23 protein-coding genes are annotated in these 22,534 nt (G+C 69.7%); 12 read left to right on the top strand and 11 right to left on the bottom strand.

Annotation, left to right across the window (positions count from 1 at the left end; translation table 11 throughout):
- Positions 1-51: 51 nt before the first annotated feature.
- Together MT347_RS17050 and MT347_RS17045 are read left to right on the top strand one after the other, a co-directional pair.
- Positions 52-462 carry a MerR family transcriptional regulator gene (locus tag MT347_RS17050; protein ID WP_159424197.1) on the top strand — a complete coding sequence of 137 codons (411 nt, stop codon included), beginning with the start codon at positions 52-54 and terminating at the stop codon, positions 460-462.
- Positions 463-602: 140 nt separating this feature from the next.
- A complete protein-coding gene (locus tag MT347_RS17045) occupies positions 603-1,316 on the top strand; it encodes a DUF3800 domain-containing protein (RefSeq protein ID WP_208544898.1) in 714 nt (237 codons plus the stop codon).
- Positions 1,317-1,417: 101 nt separating this feature from the next.
- Here the strand turns inward: MT347_RS17045 and MT347_RS17040 are convergent, their stop codons facing one another.
- Entirely contained in the window at positions 1,418-1,894 is a 477-nt protein-coding gene (locus tag MT347_RS17040) for a GNAT family N-acetyltransferase (RefSeq protein ID WP_159424216.1), read from the bottom strand.
- A 14-nt stretch (positions 1,895-1,908) separates the two neighbouring features.
- Complete coding sequence (locus tag MT347_RS17035; protein ID WP_159424199.1) at positions 1,909-3,228, bottom strand: NAD(P)-binding domain-containing protein; 1,320 nt, start codon at positions 3,226-3,228, stop codon at positions 1,909-1,911.
- 88 nt (positions 3,229-3,316) lie between these two features.
- Here MT347_RS17035 and MT347_RS17030 point away from each other — a divergent pair, with 88 nt between their 5' ends.
- The gene (locus MT347_RS17030; RefSeq protein WP_159424200.1) at positions 3,317-3,667 is read left to right on the top strand and encodes a metalloregulator ArsR/SmtB family transcription factor; all 351 of its coding nucleotides are present in this window, start codon (positions 3,317-3,319) and stop codon (positions 3,665-3,667) included.
- Here the strand turns inward: MT347_RS17030 and MT347_RS17025 are convergent, their stop codons facing one another.
- A complete protein-coding gene (locus MT347_RS17025) occupies positions 3,668-4,336 on the bottom strand; it encodes an ArsR family transcriptional regulator (RefSeq protein ID WP_159424217.1) in 669 nt (222 codons plus the stop codon).
- A gap of 49 nt (positions 4,337-4,385) precedes the next feature.
- On the opposite strand from MT347_RS17025, the gene MT347_RS17020 reads away from it, so the two are divergent.
- The 9 genes from MT347_RS17020 (at position 4,386) to MT347_RS16980 (ending at position 13,983) form a co-directional block, all read left to right on the top strand.
- Positions 4,386-5,129 (top strand): MIP/aquaporin family protein, encoded by a 744-nt coding sequence (locus MT347_RS17020; RefSeq protein WP_159424201.1) that lies wholly within the window; start codon positions 4,386-4,388, stop codon positions 5,127-5,129.
- 17 nt (positions 5,130-5,146) lie between these two features.
- A complete protein-coding gene (locus MT347_RS17015; protein WP_159424202.1) occupies positions 5,147-6,532 on the top strand; it encodes an FAD-dependent oxidoreductase in 1,386 nt (461 codons plus the stop codon).
- Positions 6,529-6,921: a low molecular weight phosphatase family protein gene (locus tag MT347_RS17010; protein WP_159424203.1), complete on the top strand. Its 393-nt coding sequence runs from the start codon at positions 6,529-6,531 to the stop codon at positions 6,919-6,921. Before MT347_RS17015 ends, MT347_RS17010 begins: the two co-directional genes overlap by 4 nt.
- Before the next feature lie 212 nt (positions 6,922-7,133).
- A complete protein-coding gene (locus MT347_RS17005; RefSeq protein ID WP_104305026.1) occupies positions 7,134-7,754 on the top strand; it encodes a recombinase family protein in 621 nt (206 codons plus the stop codon).
- An 83-nt stretch (positions 7,755-7,837) separates the two neighbouring features.
- Positions 7,838-8,083, top strand: coding sequence for a hypothetical protein (locus MT347_RS17000; RefSeq protein WP_243502565.1), 246 nt, complete (start codon positions 7,838-7,840; stop codon positions 8,081-8,083).
- 1,031 nt (positions 8,084-9,114) lie between these two features.
- The gene (locus MT347_RS16995) at positions 9,115-9,546 is read left to right on the top strand and encodes a hypothetical protein (protein ID WP_243502564.1); all 432 of its coding nucleotides are present in this window, start codon (positions 9,115-9,117) and stop codon (positions 9,544-9,546) included.
- Positions 9,547-10,233: 687 nt separating this feature from the next.
- On the top strand, positions 10,234-10,887 hold the full coding sequence (gene mobC, locus MT347_RS18570; protein WP_374206550.1) for a plasmid mobilization relaxosome protein MobC: 654 nt from the start codon (positions 10,234-10,236) through the stop codon (positions 10,885-10,887).
- Positions 10,884-12,596 carry a relaxase/mobilization nuclease domain-containing protein gene (locus tag MT347_RS16985; RefSeq protein ID WP_159424206.1) on the top strand — a complete coding sequence of 571 codons (1,713 nt, stop codon included), beginning with the start codon at positions 10,884-10,886 and terminating at the stop codon, positions 12,594-12,596. The genes mobC and MT347_RS16985 overlap by 4 nt, the downstream gene beginning before the upstream one ends.
- 31 nt (positions 12,597-12,627) lie before the next feature.
- Entirely contained in the window at positions 12,628-13,983 is a 1,356-nt protein-coding gene (locus MT347_RS16980; RefSeq protein ID WP_146084500.1) for a hypothetical protein, read from the top strand.
- Positions 13,984-14,041: 58 nt separating this feature from the next.
- Here MT347_RS16980 and MT347_RS16975 read toward each other — a convergent pair whose 3' ends face one another.
- From MT347_RS16975 to MT347_RS16940, 8 genes are all read right to left on the bottom strand, one after another.
- Positions 14,042-14,521, bottom strand: coding sequence for a DUF4913 domain-containing protein (locus MT347_RS16975; RefSeq protein ID WP_159424207.1), 480 nt, complete (start codon positions 14,519-14,521; stop codon positions 14,042-14,044).
- Positions 14,518-16,335, bottom strand: coding sequence for a type IV secretory system conjugative DNA transfer family protein (locus MT347_RS16970; RefSeq protein ID WP_159424208.1), 1,818 nt, complete (start codon positions 16,333-16,335; stop codon positions 14,518-14,520). The genes MT347_RS16975 and MT347_RS16970 overlap by 4 nt, the downstream gene beginning before the upstream one ends.
- Positions 16,335-16,547, bottom strand: a complete 213-nt coding sequence (locus tag MT347_RS16965; protein WP_104277469.1) for a hypothetical protein — start codon at positions 16,545-16,547, stop codon at positions 16,335-16,337. Before MT347_RS16965 ends, MT347_RS16970 begins: the two co-directional genes overlap by 1 nt.
- Positions 16,544-16,738: a hypothetical protein gene (locus MT347_RS16960; RefSeq protein ID WP_104277468.1), complete on the bottom strand. Its 195-nt coding sequence runs from the start codon at positions 16,736-16,738 to the stop codon at positions 16,544-16,546. Before MT347_RS16960 ends, MT347_RS16965 begins: the two co-directional genes overlap by 4 nt.
- The gene (locus MT347_RS16955) at positions 16,735-18,315 is read right to left on the bottom strand and encodes an ATP/GTP-binding protein (RefSeq protein ID WP_243502574.1); all 1,581 of its coding nucleotides are present in this window, start codon (positions 18,313-18,315) and stop codon (positions 16,735-16,737) included. Before MT347_RS16955 ends, MT347_RS16960 begins: the two co-directional genes overlap by 4 nt.
- 478 nt (positions 18,316-18,793) lie before the next feature.
- Positions 18,794-20,305: an SCO6880 family protein gene (locus MT347_RS16950; RefSeq protein WP_181065741.1), complete on the bottom strand. Its 1,512-nt coding sequence runs from the start codon at positions 20,303-20,305 to the stop codon at positions 18,794-18,796.
- A gap of 3 nt (positions 20,306-20,308) precedes the next feature.
- Complete coding sequence (locus MT347_RS16945; RefSeq protein ID WP_243502563.1) at positions 20,309-21,811, bottom strand: hypothetical protein; 1,503 nt, start codon at positions 21,809-21,811, stop codon at positions 20,309-20,311.
- A 101-nt stretch (positions 21,812-21,912) separates the two neighbouring features.
- A partial coding sequence (locus tag MT347_RS16940) for a hypothetical protein (RefSeq protein ID WP_243502562.1) occupies positions 21,913-22,534 on the bottom strand: 622 nt, incomplete at its 5' end.

The raw sequence follows: 22,534 nt of genomic DNA, 5'->3' as shown, positions 1-22,534 counted from the left end.
CGTTCGAGCCGGTTGAAGGTCAAGCGGGGTTCGCGCCGTAGGGTCGGGCGTGTGCGGATCTCGGACGTCAGCAAGCGCAGCGGCGTCTCCGCGACGGCGCTGCGGTACTACGAGTCCATCGGACTCATCACCCCCGGCCGCAGCAGCAACGGGTACCGCGACTACGACGCCGACGTGCTCGCCCGCCTGGACCTCATCGAGTCCAGCAAGGAACTCGGCCTCCCGCTCGAGGACATCGGCCGTCACCTGCGCGCCCTTGAAACCACCTCCTGCACCGACGTCCGCGACGCTCTCCGCCCGCTCCTCGCGGAACGAGTCCGGCAGCTGGACGAGAAGCGCGCGCGACTGGACGAGCTGCGCTCTCGCCTCGATCGCGCCGACCACGACCTCGCCGAGTGCCCCGACCGGGACGAGCTCTGCTCGACCGAGTGCATCTTCCGCTCCCGCGGACAACACCAGTGACGACAGATCGATCAGGTGCGCTCCGTGCACCCCGAGCATCAGTGCTCCCGCGACATGCTCACGTCTGCGAGCCGTTCGCAGCGGCCCGCACGCGCTGTTCTACCGCTCGTGGTGGCGGAGGTCGCTGACATGATGACCGGATGCTGATCGCGTACGTGGACGAGTCCTACACACAGGACTTCTACTTCATCGGCGCTGCCGTGACCACGCAGGAGAAGTGGGAGCAGCTCGAGCAGGGCTACGCCGCTCTCCGGGAGCAGATCGCCGTGGACCACGGGGTCCCGACGGATGTCGAGTTCCACGGGCACGAGCTGATGGGCGGCGCCGGCGAGTGGGCGCCTCTGCGCGGGAAGCACCGTGAGGCGGCCGGCATCTACGCGGCCGCGCTGCGCATCGCGCAGGAGGCCGAGGTCCGCTACCTGTTCCGCGGTGTGGACGTGAAGCGTCTGAACGCTCGGTATCGGTACCCGGAGCAGCCGCACAAGGTCGTGTTGCAGCACCTGCTCGAGCGGGTGAATGAGTACCGCCGCTACGTCTTCTCTTCCGACACGGAGGAGGTGATCGTCGTCGCTGACGAGATCGCGACGCAGGAAGAGCATCGGCGGCAGTTCGAGAGCTACCAGCTGCTGGGAACGCCGGGCTACCGACCGAGCAAGCTCGACCTGATTTCCTCCCCGATCCAGTTCGCGTCCTCGAGGAACGCCGCCGGTTTGCAGGCAGTGGACCTCGCGGTCTATCTGCATCGGCGCCGCCAGACGGTGACGGAGACGCACCCGAAGTCCGCGGCGACGATGGCGCGGTTGAGCGGACTGATCGCCGCGTCGACGTCGCACGACTGGATCTGGACGCCTTAAAAACGAAGACCCCGCTAGGCGGGGTCTTCGGCTGGCAACGTTCCGGGAACCGGCCCGTTGTGACGATCACGATACACGCGGATCCTGGACGAGTCACGGCCTCACGGGCGCCGCCGCTCGATGAGGATCGTGTCGCGCCAGCGGTCAGCCTCCGGCCCATACGTCATCTGCGCGATGCGCTCCCGGATGCCCACGCGCCGGAATCCCGCACGGTCGTGGAGGGCGAGACTGGCGGTGTTCTCCGGGAAGATGCTCGACTGGATCGTCCACAGGTCCGCGTCGTCCGCCGCGGCGATGAGCGCGGCGAGCAGGATCGAACCGACGCCGCGGCCACGTGCGGCGGCGGCGATGTAGACGGAGTGCTCGACCACGCCCCGGTAGACGGGCCGGGCCGAGACCTTCGACAACGCGGCCCAACCGAGGATCTGTTCTCCGTCGACAGCGACCAGGCGCCCGACGTCGAGTTTCCCCGCATCGAACGCCTCCCACGTCGGCGGCTCGGCCTCGAACGTGGCGTGCCCGGTCAGGATCCCCTCGCGGTAGATCGCCTCGACCGCCGCCCAGTCCTCGGGGAGCATCGGCCGGATCGCGGTCACGAGCAGCAGCTCCCTCCGGCGGATCCGATGTCGGTGGAGCAAACGCCGGTTTCGGGGAGGACGAGCTGCACGCGCCGGGCGGCGGCGTGATCGCCCGCGAGTTCGTCCGCGATCGAGCGGACCTGCTCGTAGCCGGTGACGAGCAGGAAGGTCGGCGCCCTGCCGTACGACTTCATCCCCGCGATGAAGAAGTTCGGCTCCGGGTGGGCGAGTTCCGCGACGCCGTGGGGGTCGACGGTGCCGCAGGAGTGCAGGTTCGGGTCGATGAGCGAGGCGAGTGCGCGGGGCGCTTCCACGATCTCGTCGAGGGAGACGCGGATCTCGCGCAGCATGTCGAGGTCGGGCCGGAACCCGGTGGCCTGAACCACGACATCGACTTCCACACTCTCGCGCTCCTTCCGCCGCCGCCCCATCACCGTGACACCGCCGGAGGGGGCCTTCTCGAGGCGGTCGATCTCGAAGCGGTCCAGGAGAGTGATCGCGCCGTCGCGGACGAGCTGGCGCACGGTCCCGCCGAGCTTGCCGCGCTCCTCCAGCTCATCGTCCCCGGAGCCGAAGACGCGCAGCGGGCTGGTGCCGCGAATCGCCCACGTGATCCTCGTATCCGGTTCCTCGCGGGCGAGACGGGCGAGCTTGATCAGCGTGTTCGCGGCGGAGTGGCCGGCGCCGACGACGAGGACGCTCTTCCCGGCGAACCGGGCGCGGTCGGCGCCGAGCACGTCCGGCAGGGCGTGACTGAGATGCTCCGCGACATCGAGGACACCGAGTGGGTCAAGGCCCGCGGAGGCGAGCGCGTTGGGGGTCGAGTACGTACCGGACGTGTCGATGACCGCGCGGGCGGTGACGTCGGTGACGCCCTCCGGGGTGTCCAGGCGCAGCAGGAACGGTGTCGCAGCGCGACCGGTGGAGCGGGTGCGATCCATGCCCTCACGAGAGACGGCGGTCACACGGGAGCGGTAGTGGATAAGCGGGGCGAGCTGCGGGGTCGCGGCGAGGGGTGCGAGGTAGTCGCGGACGAAATCGTGCCCGGTGGGCAGCTTCTTCGCGGCGGGCACCTCCCAGCCGGCGGCGTCGAGCAGGCGTCCGGCAGCGGAGTCGACCAGGTACTCCCACGGCGAGAACAGGCGAGTGTGACCCCACTGCCGCACCGCGGCGCCGGCACTCTCACCTGCTTCGTAGACCACGACGTCGAGGCCGCGCTCGAGCAGCTGCGCGGCGGCGGCGAGACCGACGGGGCCGGCGCCGATGACGGCGACGGGGAGGCCGGCGAGGCGGCGCTCGTCGGTGCGGGGCGGGACGGTCAGCAGCATGGTCATCAGGTGCACTCCTCAACATCGACGGTCATCGATGGACCGAGTCTGACCCGGCATATCGATGACTGTCAATGTGTGGGAGGGTGGAGGCATGGCGACGACCGAGCTGACCCTCACCGCGGCGGCGGCCGCGTGCTGCGCGCCGCTCGCGCGCGAGCCGCTGAGCGCCGAGGGCGCGGAGCTGCTGGCGCGGGCGTTGAAGGCGATGGCGGATCCGGCGAGGCTCCGGCTGGTGTCGATCGTCGCGTCTAGCGCGACGGGCGAGGTGTGCGTGTGCGACTTCACGGAGCCGGTCGGGCTGAGTCAGCCCACCGTGTCGCACCACTTGAAGATCCTCGTGGATGCCGGGATCCTGGCCCGCGAGAAGCGCGGCACGTGGGCGTACTTTTCCCTCGTCCCCGGCGCGCTCGACTCCCTCGCGGGGATGCTCACCCGCGTCTAATCAGGCGGCCGTGACCCTCGCCGCGAGGGCGTCGACGCGCGCGGCGAGCTCGTCGTAGGCGGCATCGAACGCGGCGTCTGTGCCAGCGGGCACAGGGTCGGGGATCGACCAGTGCAGCGCCTCCGAGCCGAGTTCCTCGTGCGCGGCATCGCAGACGGTGATCACGAGGTCGGTGTCCGCGGCGACGTCCGCGAACTGCTGCGGGATACCTTCGGGTAGCGGGAGGCCGTGACGTTCGGCGGTCGCGATCGCGCCGACCGCCACCGCGGTGGCCGGGTGGGTGCCGGCGGAGGCGACGGGGATGGGGCTGCGCTGCGACCAAAGCTGCGCGGCGAGCTGGGAGCGGGCGGAGTTCGCGGTGCACACGAACAGCACCCGCCGCACCGCGGCGGTGGACGACGGCCCGAGCTGATCGAACGCGCCGGGGACCAGGTGGACGTAGCTGCGGCGCCGGTCCGCCTCCGAACGGCGTCGGAGGATCATTCCCTCCCGCTCGAGGACGGCGAGGTGGTGCGAGACGAGGTTGGAGGGCATCCCCAGCCGGTCCTGCAGCTCCCGCGGCGCCAGGTCTCCGAGGGTGAGCAGGTCCACGATCCGCAGGCGCGCGGGATCACTGAGGGCCGCGTGCCGGGCGGCCCGCGCTTCCAATTCGGTTCGCTCGGTGTTCATTGACTCAATCTTGACTGAGTGAACGTGAGCGGTCAAGATGGCCGACGACATGGACACCACTTCCTCTCCTCCGCTCGCTCGTCGGGCCGTGGCCGAGTTCCTCGGCACGGGCCTGCTCGTGGCGATCGTCGTCGGCTCCGGCATCGCCGCGCAGTCGCTCTCTCCGGACGACGTCGGCCTGCAACTGCTGGAGAACTCCCTCGCGACCGCGCTGGGACTGGCGGTGCTGATCCTCGTCTTCGGCCCGGTGTCGGGGGCGCACTTCAATCCGCTCGTGTCCGCCGTCGACGCGCTCCTCGGTCGTCGCGACCGTACCGGCCTGTCCGGGCGGGAGCTGGTGGTGTTCGTCGGCGCGCAGCTGCTCGGCGGCGTCGGCGGCGCGGTCCTCGCGAACGCGATGTTCGAGGTCCCGACCGCGATCGCGACGACCGAGCGCGTCACCGCCGGGCATCTGCTCGGGGAGGTCGTCGCCACCGCGGGCCTGGTCCTCGTGATCCTCTCCCTCGCCCGGACGAACCGCGGCCCGCTCGCGGCGGCCGCGGTCGGCGCGTACATCGGTGCCGCGTACTGGTTCACGTCCTCGACCTCGTTCGCGAACCCCGCCGTGACGGTAGGCCGCGTCTTCACCGACACCTTCGCCGGCATCGCCCCCGCCTCCGTCCTGCCCTTCATCGCCGCGCAGCTCGTCGGCGCCGCGATCGGCGTCGGCATCGCCGTGTTCCTCTTCCCGGGCGCCGCGCGAGCCGCCGGGGACCTCGTGGTCCCGGCCACCTCGACCTCTTCACACGTCTGATTCGAAAGGCCCATCTGATGCATCTCGTCGCCATCGGCGGCAGCGACGCGGGGATCTCCGCCGCGCTGCGCGCCCGCGAGCTCGACCCGTCCGTCGACGTGACCGTCGTCGTCGCCGACTCCTACCCGAACTTCTCCATCTGCGGGATCCCGTACTACTTCTCCCGCGAGGTGCAGCCCTGGCAGTCGCTCGCGCACCGCACCCACGCCGACCTCGAAGCCACCGGCATGACCCTGCGCCTGGACACCTTCGCGACCGACATCGACGTCACCGGGCAGCAGCTCACCGTCCGCACCCCCGACGGCTCGCTCGACCGGATCGGATACGACGAGCTGATCGTCGGCACCGGCGCCCTCGCCTCCTCCGCCGGCATCGCCGGAGTGGACGCGCTGGGTCCGGAGGACGGGGTGCACGTGCTGCACTCGATGGGCGACACCTTCGCCCTCGAGCGGTTCCTCGACAGCCGCGACCCGCAGACCGCGATCATCGTCGGCGCCGGCTACGTCGGCCTCGAGATGGCCGAAGCCCTCACCGTCCGACGCCTCCAGGTCACTCAGCTGCAGCGCGGCCCCGAAGTGCTCTCCACCCTCGACCCCGAACTCGGTGCCCTCGTCCACACCGAGCTGACTGAGCGCGGCGTCGAGGTGCTCACCCGCACCACCGTCGCCTCGATCGAGAAGACCGCGACCGGCCTCGCGGTGCACGCCGATCACGACGGCACACCTCTCACCCGCACCGCCGACGTCGTCCTCCTGGTAGTCGGAGTGAAGCCGAACACCGACCTGCTCGCCCGCGCCGGAGCGTCCCTCGGCGCCGGCCGCGCCGTCGTCGTCGACGAGGCCATGCGCACCGGCCTCACGCACGTGTACGCGGCAGGCGACGGAGTGACGACCCACCATCGGCTCCTCGGAACCACCTACCTGCCGCTCGGCACGACGGCGCACAAGCAGGGCCGGGTCGCGGGCGAGAACGCCCTCGGCGGCGACGCCCGGTTCGCCGGCTCCGTCGGCACGCAGGTCGTGAAGGTGTTCGATCTGGTCGCCTCCCGGACCGGACTGCGCGAGCACGAAGCCTTCGCCGCCGGATTCGCTCCGGCGACGACGACCGCGGTTGCGGACGACCACAAGCGCTACTACCCGGGCGCGCAGCCGATCACGATCCGCATCACCGGCGACACCCGCGACGGGCGCCTGCTCGGCGCGCAGCTCGTCGGCCGCCTCGGCACGGAGACCGCCAAGCGCGTCGACACCTATGCGACCGCCCTGTTCGCCGGGCTCACCGTCGAGCAGGTCTCCGACCTCGACCTCTCTTACACGCCCCCGCTCGGCTCCCCGTGGGACGCCGTGCAGATCGCCACCCAGACCTGGACCCGCACCACCACCGGAAGCAGCATCCCCGCATGACCGAGAAGCCCACCGTCCTCTTCCTCTGCCAGCACAACGCCGGCCGCTCCCAGCTGGGCGCGGGCCTTCTCGAAGTCCTCGCCGGGGACCGCTACACCGCCACCTCCGCCGGGCTCTCGCCAGCCGACACGGTGAACCCCGCGATCGCTGCGACCGTCGCGGAGCTCGGCCTCGACATCAGCGACCGCACCCCCCGAGCCGTCACGGTCGAGGACCTCGAGAACGCGGACATCGTCGTCGCCATGAAGCCCGGCCTCACCCTCCCCGCGACTCCGACCGGCCGGTTCCTGGAGTGGAAGTTCCCCGACCCGACCGACTGGAGCGCCGAGAACGTCCGCCCCCTCCGCGAGGCCGTCGCCGCGCGCATCCGCACGGAACTCCTCGACTAGACGCGACATCGAGCGGCGCCAGAACGCTGCCACGGGGCGCCGAGACCCACAGGCCCGAATGATGGGTCACGCCGCCGTGCAGAGGACCTTGAAGATTCGTGCAGAGGACCTCGAGAACCGACAGCGCCGCGAAAATCCGCGGTGCTGAGTGTCCCGTTAGACCCGTCCGGTGATTTGTTCGGTAGGGGGGCGTCAAACGGGATACTGGTCCAATGGCTGAGCTGATCGGATACGCCCGCGTCTCGACGGACAAGCAGGACGCGCAGGCGCAGCGTGACGCGCTGCTCGCGGCCGGTGTGCCGGCGGAGCGGATCTACGTCGACGCCGGCCTCACCGGCAGCAACCGCGAGCGGCCCGCGCTGCGCGAGGCCCTGGCCGCGTGCGACGCTGGCTCGACTCTGTTCGTGACGAAGCTCGACCGCCTCGCCCGTTCGATCACCGATGCGCGAGACATCGTGGACGAGCTCACGCGCAGGGGAGTGCGCCTGAACATCGGCGGGTCGCTGCACGACCCGAACGACCCGATCGGGCGGCTGCTGTTCAACGTGCTGGCGATGATCGCGGAGTTCGAGGGCGACCTGATCCGCGCGCGCACGAAGGAGGGCATGCGGGTCGCCAAAGCGAAGGGCCGGCTGCGCGGCCGCGCGCCGAAGCTCTCCCCGAAGATCGAGGCGCACCTGGTCGCGGAGTACCGCTCCGGGAACTACACCGTCGCGGAGCTGTCGGAGCAGTTCGGTGTGACGCGCTCGACGGTCTACCGAGCAGTCGAGCGGGCGACCGTCTCGGAGTTCCGCGCGGTGGACGTCACGCTCCCGCTTCCCGCAGCGGAGTAGCCCTCAGCCGCGAGTGACCAAATGGGCATCTAAAGCGGCGTGTCGCGTCGCGCTAATCACAGCCACAGCTCTACGTTAATCACATGGCTACGACGCGGCGTCCCCGAGGAACGATGGTGGAACCCACCAACGTTGCCTGGACCGTCGAGAAGCAGGCGCGCGATCGCTTCAACGACATGGCGTCGCACGCCAACGTGTCGTCGGCGGTGTTCTTCGAGCGCCTGGTCGAGCACGTGCAAAGCGAGCTGACCGACGAGGGTGTTCCCTCGTGGTGGCCGTCGCAGCCGACCCTTCTTTCCGATGAGGAGCTGCCCATCGACACCCGTTAACGCATTAGGCCCGTCGCTCTCGCGACGGGCCTAGAAGCCTTGGCTTCCCACCTCGCACAGTTTGGCGACTCAGAGGTGTGAAGCAGTCCCACCCAAGAACCGGTTACCAGCCGGGCCTTCGGTGTACCCGCCGGAACGTACCCGGAAGGAATGACCACATCGTAACAGCGGAGTTCGTCTCCGTGCACTCCCGACCCACCCTTTTTTCAGGGGAGCGGTCGGTCGAGCTTGCATCCGAGACGTCACAGGCGGCCGCGTCGCGGCCGAACAAATCGCGGTCGGGCTCGTGGAGCCCCGAGCCGGCACCGGGCGCCTACGCGCCGCTGCCGTGCTGGACGTCCGGTAGCGCGTGGTTCGACGCCGTGTTGGACGCCCTGGCAACGCCCGAGGGCGAAGCCGTGCGAGCGGCTGTGAAGGTCGCACCGCACACGCTGCTGCTCGTCGCTCAGGAGGACATGCGCTCGGCCGACGTCGGTACGGGACGCGGCGTCACGACAGCGCACCAGACGGTCGCGGATCGCCTGGGCATGTGCAAGAGGACCGTGCAGCGCGCCCGAGAGATCCTGCTGCTGTTGGGCCTCGCCGCAGTCGTCATCGAGGGCCGTTACCTGTGCGGAGGTGAGCGCGTTGCCGCGCAGCTCGCGCACGGTGGCCGCCAGCTCCGCATGGCTTCCACGCGGGCGCTCGTGATGCCCCGTGCGGCTGCCCTACGCGCCGCGTGCGCGGCGCCGGCTCCGGTTCCGTCCCGCGTCTCGCAGGGCGGCCGGATCACCCGATCTGTGGAGAATGTCCACCTACCCCGTAGGCGCCACGTTCCTCCTACAGCTCCAGTTAAGAAGATCCCACCAACGCGCGGTAGACCGCGCTTGGAAGCCGCTTCGCAGCAGCCCGGACGAGGAACTAACACACGGCGCAGCTCGATCGGTCGGCCGGCGGTTCCGAGACCCATTGAACTTCAACGCTTCGCCGCTGCGATGGCTCAGCGCATCCCTTGGCTTGCTCGCGGTGTGCACGTCGGTCACGTGGTTGGGATGCTCGAGCGGTCAGGGATCGACGTCTCCGAGTGGAGCGTCGAGGGGCTGATGTTCGCTATCACTGCCTGGCTGACGCGGGACGGTCGCCGCGTGCCGGACACGTTCACCAGTCGCAACGCTCTCGGGTTCTACGGCTGGGCGATCCGCCAGGTCATCACCGAGCACTCGCGGTTCGACCAGGCTCGTCGTGACGCTGCGGCGGAGCGGGCCGCTGACCAGCAGCGACGCGCCGCCGAGCGAGCCGCGGAGGCTGCACGGCTGGCGAACATCGACCAGGACGAAGTGGATCGGGTGATCGCTCAGATGAAGCGCGATCAGCACGAGTACGAGCGGGCAGCTCGGGAGCGCGAGGCGGCACTCAAGCGCGCCGCCGCCGAGGCTCGCGAGGAACTTGCGATCCGTACCGCGGAGCTACGATCACGGGGCTGAGCACGCACCGAGGCCATCCATCCGATAAGCGGCGCGATGCCGGAGATGGGCAGCCGTCAGGAGTGCCCCGCAGGGGCATCCCGAAGGGACGCGGAGCGCTCTTGACGGGTGATCAGCGTAGGCAAGAGTGAAGCGTCGGATGGACGGCCGGACCGCAGCCGGCGCGATCAGCCCGGGAACGAAGAAGCCCCCGCGAGCTGTGCTCGAGCGGGGGGCTCCGACGCGAGCGAGGGGGTCGCTGCGTCACGGTCGACGTTACGTGTTCCGTCCTACCGCGGTGGGGGCTTGCGGGACCGACGAAGGCGATCGTCCGGTCGCTCAGGCTGCGTCGTCAGTCGATTCCGTAGCGCTGTTTTCCGTCGAGTCGCCGGGAGCGCTGTCGCTCCCCGGTGAGCGACGCGAACGAGGTGCACGGCCGCGGGACTGGTCGGGCCGCGGCACTCCGGCTGCGCGGAGTTCCTTCTCGGACCACCCGGTAGCGAGCGCATCGGCCCACGCCCTCGTGTGCCGACTTTGCGCGTCAGTGAGAGCCGCGCGTGCAGTGTCAGTGTCGTTCGCGGCGGTGACGATCGTGCGCACCGCTGCGACTCTCTTCTCGACACTCGCTTCGAGCAGCCGGCGTGCGGCGTCGGCGGCGTCCTCTGGGTTCCTCGTGTTGTCGCTCATGGGATCAGGCTACATGCCCAAATGGGCATCCGGAAGGCGCCGCAGCGTCGCCCATCCGGAGGCTGTTCCTTCCCGCGACGGATGCCCGTTCGTGGAGCCGCTTTGCTGCACCATCGCTACGCTCGGGCAGAGCGTTTTGTGGAGCAAGCTGTCCGTTTACCGCTGGTAAATGGCTTGCCGGGCTGGCGCTGCGCTGGCTCCGGGTGCACACTAGAGGTGTGGTCCCCGCCGGGTGGCGGGTTCGCTGCGCTGGCAAGGGAAGGGCGGGTGGTTCGAGTGTCGGAGTCGACTCCTCGACGGTTGTTCGCTCGGAAAAGGCGCGAGAACGCACCCGAGGGGGCACGCGAGAAGTACTACCGCGTGTACGTCACCGCCGAAGAAGATGCGGCGTTGCAGGCTCGCGCAGTTGTGGCCGGCGACATCACGGTTCCGCGACTCTTGTTCGAGTCTGCGATGAACGCGCAGGTCCGCACGGACGCCGAGTGGAAGAGCGCAGTGGCCGAGCTGATGCAGGTTCGCGCTGACCTTGGCGGCATGGCTCGTAACCTCAACCAGCTCGCGCGGTTCGCGAACACCGAGGGGCAGTTCCCCGCACAGGTCGAGGAGTTCCGAGCGCAGTTCGCGGCACTTGTCCCGCAAATCAGCGCAGCGTGCCGTGCGGTGGCCGGCAAGTGATTCCTAACGTCACCTACGGCTCGCAGATGGGCGGGCTGATGACCTATCTCGCTGGCCCCGGTCGCTCGAACGAGCACACCGAGCAGCACCTGGTCGCTGGCGACTCCGCGATCATGGCGCTGTACGGCTACGAGGTGCTGGACCGCGACGCAGCTCTCGCGATCGCACGCGATCTTGACGAGCCGGCCGAGGTGTACGGCACGAAGGTCATGCGGTCCGTGAAGCAGTTCGACCGTGCGACGGGAGAGCCGATCCTGGATCCGTCGACGGGCAAGCAGGCCGTCGTGAAGCAGGACGCGCACGTGTGGCACTGCTCGCTCTCTCTCAGTGCCGAAGAGGGCACGCTGACGGATGAGAGGTGGGGAGCGATCGCCACCGATTTCGTGCAGCGCATGGGGTTCGCCGGCGACGACATCGGGAAGGCGAACGCGCGATGGGTCGCGGTTCGTCATGGCGCGTCGAAGAACGGCAACGACCACATCCACATCGCCGTCTCCCTCGTGCGCGAGGACGGGACGAAGGCGCACATCCCCTACGACAAGCGGCTCGCTCAGAAGGTCAGCCGTGAGCTGGAACGCGATCACGGTCTGACGCAGCTGCACCCCGAGGGGCGTGAGCTCGGAGAGCGCGGGATCGTCCCCGGAGCCCGCGAGGCGGCCCGCACACGCAACGCGGTTGAGCCCGACGTGCGCCGCCTCGAGCGCAGCGTCCGCGCTGCTGCATCGTCCAGCGTCGATGAGGGCGAGTTCGTGCGTCGGATGCGTCAAGAGGGGCTGCTGGTGCGCCCGCGTTTCGCGGTGGGCCGCAACGACGTTGTGCAGGGCTACAGCGTGGCGCTGCGCCCCGAGAAGGACGAGCCCGTGCGCTGGCACGGCGGCGGGACCCTCGCGCGCGACCTGACCCTCCCGCGACTGCGCGAGGGGTGGCCGGACGAGCCGTTGAAGGCGACAGAAGCGGCCGAGGAATGGCGCGCGACGTCGAAGAACCCGTGGCGCTATCAGCCGGTGAACCCGGGCCGCGAGGTTGCCGAGCCCTCGCCCGATCTGTTCGCGAAGTACGCCGCCGACATGGACCGGTTGCACCAGTACATCAACTCCGTCGACCCGTCCGACCGGTCGACGTGGGCACACGTGGCGCGTGAGACGGCCGGCGCCTACGCCGCGTGGTCGAGGCGCATGGAACCCACCCCCGGACCGCTCGCGGACGCTGCGCGATCGCTCGCGCGGTCGGCACACCTGCGCGCCCACGAGACGCGACCGCGACCCGCAGCGATGCCCTCGAGCGCGCACACCACTGCGCTGATCCTGGCGGCCGCCGGCAAGAAGAAGAACGCGGCCGCTGAGCTGCTGCTGCTGCACCAGCTCGCCCGCATGACTCACGCGATCGCTTCGGCGCACAAGGCCGCCGGAGACGCACGTCGGATGAGCGAGCTGTCGCAGACGCTCCGCGGTCAGTTGACAGCAGTGCGAGACAGCTACACGAAGCAGGACACCGCGAACAAGGCCGAGGCGTGGGAGGCCCAGCGGGCCGCTCTGCCGCCCGAGCTGCGGCAGTCGCGCGAGGCGGTCGCCGCGTCGTTCCCGACCGGGAGCCCGGTGCCGACCAAGCTCACGCCGCGCGAGCAGGAGAGCGCCGATGCGCTCCTCGCCAAGCGCGCCCGAGACGCCCGCGAGAAGCCCGGTCACGACCGCGGCGGACTCGACCGATAACCAGGCACGACAGCCATAGGGGGAGGAAGTCATGAGTGACGATGAGGTCGGCCAGGAGGTCGGTCAGAACGTTCGAGTAGCACTGACGATCGCGATGCAGATGGGCGAGAAGTTCGCCCGCCTGCGGGAGGAGTTGGCGCGCGACGCGCAGGCTCGATCGGCAGCTCAGGCGCGCGAGCTCGCTGCGCGGTTCGACGCCGAGCGGGGTGCCGCACGAGCAACGTTGCAGGTCGTGGACCGGCCGGAGTGGTGGGATCGCGCGAGCATCCAGGACGTCGCCCGCGTCGCGGAGACGGCTCAGGCGTGGAAGGGCCAGGACCCCATCGCGGAGCGTGCCGCGGCCGTCGTGCAGCGCGAGGTGATGGAGCGCTACGGCGTCGACACTGCCGTCCTGCGCGACGCCGCCACCCGCGGAAAGTCCGAGCTGGATCTGGCGAAGGAATGGGCGGCCACGTCTGCGCCGGAGCACTACCACCGCCACGACGAGGACCGTCTCACCATGCAGGTCGGGGACCGCACGGAGCCGGACACCGGCGCGCAGCGCGCCCTCATCACCGACTACCGCGCCGCTCTCGCCGGCGACGTCGCGACTGTCGAGCTGTCGGTGGCCGAGGAGTGGAAGCGGGACACGGACCCCGCCGGGTTCCAGGGATACCGCGTCCAGACGTCGATCGACTGGAACGACGCCGGCCAGGTGTCCACGCCGGACCCCGCGACCGTCGCAGCCGCTCGTGCTGCACTGGTCGAGGAGTGGAAGGACGCTGTTGCTCCCGAGCGCGCGCGTGCCGGCACCGAACTGACCGAGGCGCAGGTGCTCATCGCTGAGGCGGACCGGCTCGACCGCGCCAACGACGCCCGATCCGACGCAGCAGCTCGAGAGGTTCCCGGCGCGGCCGACGTCGACAACGGCCAGGCCGTCATGGCTGCCGAGCTGGAAGCGCGCGCCAACGACTACGACCGCGATGCCGCCGCCGGCGGCACCGAGCACGCGAGCCCGGACGAGCTGCGCGAGCTCGCAGCCGACGCCCGGGCGCAGGCGCAGCTCTACCGCGACACCGCCCCCGCCGAGCGCCAGGACGCCGCTCAGAGCGCCAACGGCACCTCAGGCGACCCCACGACCCCGGCGTCCGATCCTCGTGCGTCAGCGGCGCGCGAGGCGGGCGAGGTGGCCTACGACAGCTCGGAGCGTCGACAGGCCACCGTTCACGCGATGGAGTCCAAGGGAGTCCCGCCGCACCTGATCGAAGCGCGGATGAGCGCTGATAGCGCCCACGCGACCCCGGCCAGCTCCGCGGTGACCTCGAAGGCGGCCACGAGCACCGTCCCGTCGACGCGGCGCACCCGCGGCCGCGGCCAGGGCGCCGACCGTGGGGACCTCAGCAGGTAACCGCCACCACGTGCGAAGAAGGGGAGCACCGACTGGTGCTCCCCTTCTTCTTTGCCGTTCAGGCGTTGGTGCCCGCAGGCTCTCCCTCGGTCGTCCGCTCGGTGTAGAGCGGCGGCTGACGGTCGGGCTCGAACAGGCCCTCGACGGGAAGCTCGTAGGGCAGAGGTTCCCCGACCCGGTTCTCGTCCTGCGAGTCCGCGAACGGCCCGTCTGGGGAGAGCAGAGCGGTCATGTGCGGATCGCAGTGGTTGATCCACCAGGTGCTCATCCCGGCTTTCTCGTCGGCTCTGGCGGCCTCCCACGCTCGCCACAGGGCCTCGATGCGCTGCTGCGCCTCCGCGCTCGACCACCAGGCGGCTTTCCAGCGCAGTCCGCTGCCGGAGCCACCCCGGATGACGCGGCGCCGGTAGGTGCCGATCAGCTGCTTGCGCACGAACTCATCCGCTGACCCAAAGAACGTCGTCGGCTCCTCCTCTGCGCCCTCGTAGGGTCCCGGGGTGAGGTCGTCGTCGTCCACGCCGCCGTAGATGTCGCTCATGATCCCTCCACCGGGGCGAGCGGCCGGTCAGCGACCGGCGCCGGTGCTGGTGCTGCCGGTGCAGCGCCGCCGGGCTGGTTCCGCGCGATCGATGCGTTGATACCCGCGACGAACTCCTTGGGGCCGTCGAACCACGGCACCGTGCGCAGCATCGCTGCACGGGAGCCGGAGGACATCATGATCGCTCGACCGGTCTTGCGTCCCTTCCGCGGGATCGGGAGCGTCGCCAGCTCCGCGACGTCGAGGATCTTCTCTCGCTTCAACGCGGTGGTGGTCGAGCGCACGCCCTTGTTCATGCTCGCGGAGGTCGTCTCGCGGTCGTAGGTGCCGATCAGATCGGACACCATGCCCAGGAACTCCGGCTCGGAGATTCCGCCGGCGTAGAGCTTCACGTTCGCGGCCGACCAGAGCTTCAACATGCCCTCCTTGCCGAATACCCCGATGCCCTGCGACCAGGACTGGAACACCGACATGATCGGGATGCCCCGGGAGCCGTAGTGGCTGTAGAGGTCGGGGAGGTCCCGCCAGCGGCAGACGTTCGCGGCCTCATCGAGCACGCCGAGCATCGGCGTCTGCATCCGGCCGCCGGGCGACACCGCTGCCAGCTCCTCTGCCGCCTCGACCGTCGCGGCGGTCAGGGCGAGGACGAGAGGGCCGGCGCTGCCGGCGCCCTCCTTGGACAGGCTGTAGAGCGTCCCGGTCGAGCGCACGAACGCGGCCGGATCGAACTCCGGGCGCGGGTCGTTCTCGCCCTGCCGGTTCACCCACTGCCGGGTGCCGGAGTCCTTCAAGCAGGACGCCATGCGGCGGGCTGTCGAGTAGACCGATCCGCGCTCCCTGTGCTCGAGGCGGGAGGAGCCCTGCACGCTGCGTGCCATCAGGGTCCATTCACTCGCTGCGAGGATGTCGCCGGCCGTCTCGTCGCCCGGGGTCGTCGTCCACTCGTAGACGTCGGTGATCGGGCGGCCGTCGATCGCCGCCGCCAGAAGGAAGCCCGCGAGCAGTTCGCGGCCGGAGGGCTCGAAGTGCGCATCGGTTCGTGCGCCGAGCTCGCTCGACCCCGACGCGAAGTGCTGCGCGAGCTTGGCCGCCTTGGTGTCGTCGGTGACGTAGGACAACGGATTCCACCACCAGGACGCCGGCTCGACGGCGACCCGCTGCGGATCGAACACCCAGACGTTGCCGGCCTGCGCACGCAGGTCCCGCGTCGCATAGAGCACGTCCGGCTTGTTCGACGTCGTGACGACCGCGCCCGGCGCATTGGCGATTGCCGGGATGACGAACGACGTCGACTTGCCCACACGGGGACCGGCGAGCAGCAGCGTCATGTCCTCGAACGAGGCGTAGAGCGGACGGCCGTCCGTCAGCAGCGCCCCCACAGGGACGCCGAAGGAGTCGGGCACACCGAGACGCGCCGACTTCTGCTTGGCCTCCTTGCCGCGCATCTGACGCAGCTCGCTCGGCGTCGCCATGTGGCGGGCAGCCCAGTCGAGCGGGGTGCGGTGCTTGCCGCCGCTGGACTTGATCAGCAGGAAGAACACGACCAGCACGACGAGAACGGCGCCGATGCCGCCCGCAATCCACGTCGCAGTCGCAGGCCAGACGAGGCGGCCGCGGAACACGTCGACCACGACGCTGACGAAGTTCGAGGGGTCGGTGCTCATGTCGGGGTTGACCCCGTCCGCCTGTGATCCGACGCGAATCGCGATGTACAGCCCCAGGATCACCACGAGTGCACCGCCGGCCGCGATCGCTATCCCGAACCCGCCGCCGGCCTTCCCCGGCTCTCTGCGGCGGTTGTTGGTCATGCTCATCAGTTCGTCCTCTCGGTCGTGTAGATCGGGCCGACCCACCGCGGGGTCGGGTCGTCGTCGGGTGCCTGTTGCGTGGTGCCCCAGTGCACGAGGGCAAGACCGCGTTCTACGAACTCGATCGGAAGGTCCGCGGCGTGGAACTCATGCCAGGGCGAGCTGGTGACGCAGGACCACAGGTAGCCCTCGAACGCGAGGGTCGAGGGGCAGGTCATGGCAGCGCGGGAATCATCACGGCGGCGACGGTCGCCGCGCCGGCGGCGGTGAACAGCCAGCCGGCGATCGAGAGCGCGTGTGGCCGGGTCAACGTGCGTTGCGTCCAAACGTCGGTGCCCTGCACGACGACGTGGCACAGGCTGCCGAGGCCGAAAATCACGACTCCGACGAAGCCCAGCCAGAGGTTCACGGCAGGATCTCCACCACGACCGGATCGGTCGCCAGCGGCTCGTTCGCGCGTCCGGCACGGGAGGTGGTGTGCCAGAGCTTGTTGGTGTCGTTGACGTCGAGCTCGGCGCTGGTCAGCTGCACCCGGATCGGAATACCGGGCCGGCCGCCCACCTTGATCAGGAACCGGCCGCGCCCGGGAGGCTCCGACTCATGTCCCGATACCGGGTCCCACGCGGGCGGGTCCTGCCAGCTCGTCAGCATCGCTTGTTCCGCGTTCGACATCGGCACTGCGGAGGTCAGCAGCGGCATTTCCGCGCCGGGGAGCCCGCCGCAGATCACCATGCCGGAGCGCTCCACGAAGCCCTTGGCCTTCATCTGATCCTCCTGCGAGGAGAGGGCCAGCAGGTCGCTCATCGTGTGGCTGATCATCGCCAGGCCGACACCGCGGGCACGGTTCAGGCGGGTGAGCGCGTCGACGCGATCGACCATGCCCTTGCCCGCGCGCAGCGCCCGCCACAGCTCATCGAGGATCACGAAGTAGTGCCGGCGCGGTTCCAGCCCCGCTTCTGCGAGGGCGGAGGCGACGTTGACCGTTCCGAAGCCGGCGGACCAGCAGGCGAGCAGGATGCTGGCCTGCAGATCGCCTTCGGAGTCATCGATCGAGGACACGTCGTAGACGACAGGGCGATCCCGGCGCATCGGGGTGGTGGTCTGGCGGGAGAAGATTTCGCCCAGCCGGCCGCCGGTCGTGAGGCCGATGAGGGAGGCTTCGAGGTTCTCGGTGATCGCCTTGTAGCGGGCGAGGTCGCCGCGGTCGAGGGCGACCTGGCGAATCTCGTCGGGCGCTGCCTGGATCACGGCCAGAAGATCCGCGAGGACGGGGATGCCCTCGTGCGTCTCGTCCAGGTACTTCAGCGCCCGGTCGATGATCGTCTCTTCCCGGTCGCTCGGCGGCTCGGAGCGGAGGATCGTCAGCAACGCCGCGATCATCGTGTGCCGGCGGCCGTGAGCGTCCGCGAGCACCTGCGACGCGAGGCGCTGCGACTTCACCGCGTGCTTGCGCTCCTCCGCCGAGTTCTCGCCGCGAGCGTCGAGCTCGGAGGCGCGCTCGAGGGCCTGGTCGGCGTCGTCGCGGAGTCGCTGCGCGGCGACCGTCGCCTCGCCCGGGTCGAGGATGTTGAGGTAGCCGCGGCCGCGGCCGAGGGTGATGACCTGGCCGTCGAGGGCGCGGATCAGGTCCACGTAGTCGGGCTTCAAGTCACCGAGGACCAGCGGGAGGGTGCCGTATCCGGCGAGCCCGGTCGCCATGCGGCGGGTGAGCGAGGACTTCCCGAGGCCCGGCTTACCGAGGACAAACATCGACGGATTCGAGATGAGCTGCGCCCGCTGGAACCAGCTGATCGGATCGCACAGCACCGACGCCCCGGTGGCGAGGTTCTTCCCCAGCGGCACGCCGATCATGGGAGTTCCGGTGCCGACCGAGAACGGGTACAGCCCGCACACCTGCACGGTCGTTGCGCGGAACTCATCGGCGGGCTGGATCGAGACGGCCTGCCCGCCGCCACGTCCCAGCCACCCCGTCGAGGTCGGGCGCATCGGCCGGATCGGCGCGACGTTCTTCTCGACCTTCTGCTTGCCGCCCTGGTGCGGGATCGCCCGCTTCTTCCGCGACCGCTTCGAGGGCTTCTCCCGCGCCAGCGGTGATGCCGCAGCGCGAGCCGCAGCAGCCTCCTCCTCCTCTTTGCGGGCTCGGCGGGAGCCGGCACGGCTGTACATCGACGCCGACGCGGCCTCCGCCGTCGACGGAGCACCGACCGCACCCGTGGGCACGGCCGTGTCGAACACGTCGACGTCGAGAGCTTCCTGCTCCTCATCGACTCCGCCGGCGCCGGTGGGCAGCTCGTCGGCATCCGTGGAGACGTCATCGGGCGTCTCGTCGCGGTGGCGAGAGAAGAACTTGGTGCTGATGATGCTCACTGGGAACCTCCGGCAGTGATCGGGGCGGGGCGGTGGGACTTAAGCGGAGACGGCACCGGACACTCGCCCGGTGCCGTCCCCTGCGCGCTCATCGAGGTCACAGCGCTTCTCGGACCTCGTTGGGGATGCGCAGGTGCCGCGGGAGGACCAGGCCGAGCGGGAGCGCGGCGGCGAAGGCGGAGTCCTGCGATCCGTAGGCCGGTCGCATCCGCAGCCGTGCGGCGGAGGTGAGGGAGTCGACGGCGGCACGCGCTTCGGGCTCCTGCGTGCGCTGCATCGTCGTGGCGGTGACGATCAGGCCGAAGTTCATCAGCCCGGCGCCGGAGGCTTCCTCCGCGGCTGTCGCCTGCGCCGAGCGCGTCGAGAGCGTCGAGCGCGCGGTCGGCTTGGTCGAGGCCGAGGAGTTGAACTGTGCAGCGTTGAGGTCCGCTTCCACGAGCGCTGCGGCGCGGGCGGGGTCGATGGGGCGGTAGAGCAGGGTGACGCGCTTGCGGGCGATGTCGCGATGCGGGGCGAGCAGACGGGCGAGGATGCCGGCCTGCACGACGCCGCGCGGCGGGGCGGTCATCGTCCACGACGTCGACACGGCTCCGTCGTGCCGATAGGAGTCCCAGTGGGCTTCGGCCGCGGCGGGGCCGACGTCGGTCCAGGAGAGGTCGGCTGTCTCGCCCGCAGCGCGGGCCTGGTCGATCAGCACCGCAGCGTCGGGGTCGTAGGCGGTGCGGATGACCTCGCACAGCTCCTGCGCGTTCAGAGGCCGAGCAGCACCGGCGCCGGTCGCTGCGAGCGAGTTCGTCAGGCCGGGAATGCGCGCGGAAAGATCCGCAGCCACTTCCTTGGCGTTGCGGCGCTTTCCGCCGATCCGAGCCGTGGCCGTGAAGGTGAGCGCGATGTACGCGCGGATGGTCGCGGAGCCGACCGGGTAGCTGTCCACGACCTCAGCGAGCATCGCTCGAGCGAATAGCGGGGCGTCGGGGTCCATCGACCCTTCGACCTCCCCGCGCAGCCGGGTGCCGGTGTCCGGAGCCGTCTCGACAGTGACGGAGGCGGCTTCGATACCGGGCTCGTCTCCGAGGTTGGCGAGCCAGATGCCGTACTCCGCGACCTGGTTGTTGATCTGCTCCTGATCCACCAGCGCGGCGCCGTCCGGCTCCGTCGCCAGGACCACGGTGAAGTGCTTCGTCATGGGGGTGCTGATCAGCGCGAACCGGCGGCCGTGGGAGTCCTCGTGCTCGGTGAGCTGCGAGGGTGCGGCCAGGCCAGGCAGCTGGAACGTCCCCCACTTCGCGCGGCCGATCGGGCCGGAGCGGTAGATGTTCGCTCCCTTGCTCTTGGTGCGCCACCAGTTCACGCGGACCACCGTCCTTCCCAGGGCTGATTGCCCGTGCTTGTCCTTGACCGAGACGGTCAGGAGGATGCCGCCGAAGATCCCAGCGACGATGAGTGCCGGCCCGAGGCCGGCGAACATGGACGCGACGATCGAGGACAAGATGCCCACGAACATCACGAGGGTGGCGAGCTGCCCGAGCCCGCCGAGGCCGGCGGTCTGGGGCTTTCGCCAGTTGCCGTAGGTGCGAGCCTTGACCGGCTCAGGTGCGGTAGTGGTCATGGTCTAGCTCCCGTTCTGATTGCTGCCCGTGGCGTCGTCGGTGGCCGACTTCACGGCTCCCGCCGCGTGCTTGGCGCCTTCGGCGGCCTTCATCGCGACGGCGACACCGGCGCCGATCGGCCCAGCGGCGGCCACGCCACCTGCGGCCGCTCCGCCTCCGGCTGCCGCTCCGGCACCCGCTCCGGCACCCGCTCCGGCACCCGCTCCGCTTGTTGCAGCTCCCGCACCGCCGGTAGGCGCCGCACCCGCGGCACCCATCCCGGATGACGACGCTGGCGATCCCGGAGAGGAGTTACTTCCGGTCGGTCCGTTCGTCGACGAGCCGCCGCCTCCGCCTCCGGACTTTCCGCCCCCGTTGCTAGCCCGGATCGCACCGGTGGCAATGTCTCCGGCCCCGCTCACCGCTGCTGCGCCGAGCAGGAGTCCTGCGCCGCCGCCGCCACCAACCGAGGCGATAGCAGGAACGAGGAAGCGCATCAGCGCAGGTAGGGCAATGAGCGCGATCAGCATCAGTGCGAGGCCCGTGACAATCTGGAAGAGGCCAGTGCCGTCCGACTTGAACAGGTCGGTGCCGGTCATCCGGAACGCGATCGCGTAGACGATCGCGGCGGCGGGCTTGTAGAGGATGAAGGCGAGAGTCCAGGCCATCGCCTTCTTGAACCACTGCTGACCGATTTCGGTGTTCGTCGCGGCCGCGGCGATGGGGAAGATGCCGGCGAGGACGACGAGCATCGCGCCGCGGAAGATCATCAGAGCGATCTGGATATAGGTCATCAGGACGGCGAGCATGCCGAGGAAGAACAGACCGATCAGGCCGATGGGCGCGGTCGCGGTGAGGCTGATCATCGCGAAAATGTTGGTGCCGAAGCAGTTGCTCTCACCGTTGGTGACGTCGCAGTTGGTGGAGTTGTTGAGGATCCAGATGGAGAAGGCGTCACCCGCCTGCGTGGCGAGACGGATTACGACGAGGCCGGCCCCGGCGACAGCGATCAGCGTCAGCACGGAGCGGGCGAGGGTGCGCAGCTCGCCCGCGCGCTGCGTCCAGACCATGCGGCCCGCGGCGACGAGGATCGAGAGGATTGCAAGGCCGCCGGCGTACCACTCGAGCTGCCCCTGCACCCAGCCGACCACGCTCGAGGATTCATTGAGGTGCATCGCCAGCGGGAGGAACCCAGCTACGAGCGCGGATGCCGAGGAGAGCAGGAACACGGCGAGGATGATGACGCCGATGCGGCCCATGTGCGCCTCGCCGTCGCCGTGGCGACGACGGCTGCTCATCATCACGCCAGCGATGATGAGCGACATGACGGCGAGGCCCGCGGCGACCCACGTCACGTAACCGAGGATCGTCTCGAAAGCCTCAGGCAGCGGCGGGGTTCCGCCGCCGTTGACGCCGCCTCCCCTGTCGACCACGGTCACCGGGGAGGGGACGTTCACCCAGAGGGTGCCTAGCGAGACAATCGCTTTGCCGTAGCCCTCGAGGATGTTGTTCACGAATTGCTGCAAGGCATCGTTCGATGCCTGAGAGACGATTTCACCGAGGCCCTGACCGGCCTGGCATCCGAGGTCCCAGAAGTCGCAGGGGGCGTCCGTAGCGGCGGCGGGGTTCACTCAACACCCGCCCATGGCACGTAGCCACCCAGGCTCTGCAGGGTGACCGGGCGGTAGGAGCTCTGGCCGTCGTCGGTGAGCTGGACTTTCCAGTCGCCCTCCGACCAGCGCAGCTCCGTTGCGATACTCATCTGTACTCCCGTGTTCAGGCGGAACGCGATATCGATCGTCGCGGCGTCGCCGGTGTAGGCCAGCGTCTTGAAACCGATGATCTGAGCGCTCAGTCCGTTGCTTGTGTTGGAGCTTTGGCGAGCCATTGCCGCATCGCGGCCAGGCCCGGGGACCGAGAGCTTGTCGGTGATGGAGTCGCCAAGGCTTCCGTTGGTACCCATCGCCCAGATGTTCGCCGTGGCGAACAGGGCACCCTCCACCGTGTGCGCGTAGCAGCGGCGGAGCCCGTCGCTGTCGGTCACACCCGGGCCGACGTCGGCGCCTCCGGGAGCGGCCATCGTGCCGACGATGGTCCATTCGGTCACGGGGGCGGCGGTGAGGGTGCCGCTCTCTTCGTACCCGGGAAGTCCGCAGACGCTTGCGGCGTCCGCGTCCGCGTCGGCCTCGGGCGTCGCCGCGCTCGTCGGCGTCGCGGTGGTGGCGGGCGCGCTCTGCTGCCCGCCACCA

Source organism: Microbacterium sp. VKM Ac-2923 (assembly GCF_022815605.1).
In the GTDB taxonomy this organism is placed as follows: domain Bacteria; phylum Actinomycetota; class Actinomycetes; order Actinomycetales; family Microbacteriaceae; genus Microbacterium.
Note: the sequence above shows the minus strand (reverse complement) of the source record. Positions and strands in the feature narration are given on the sequence as shown.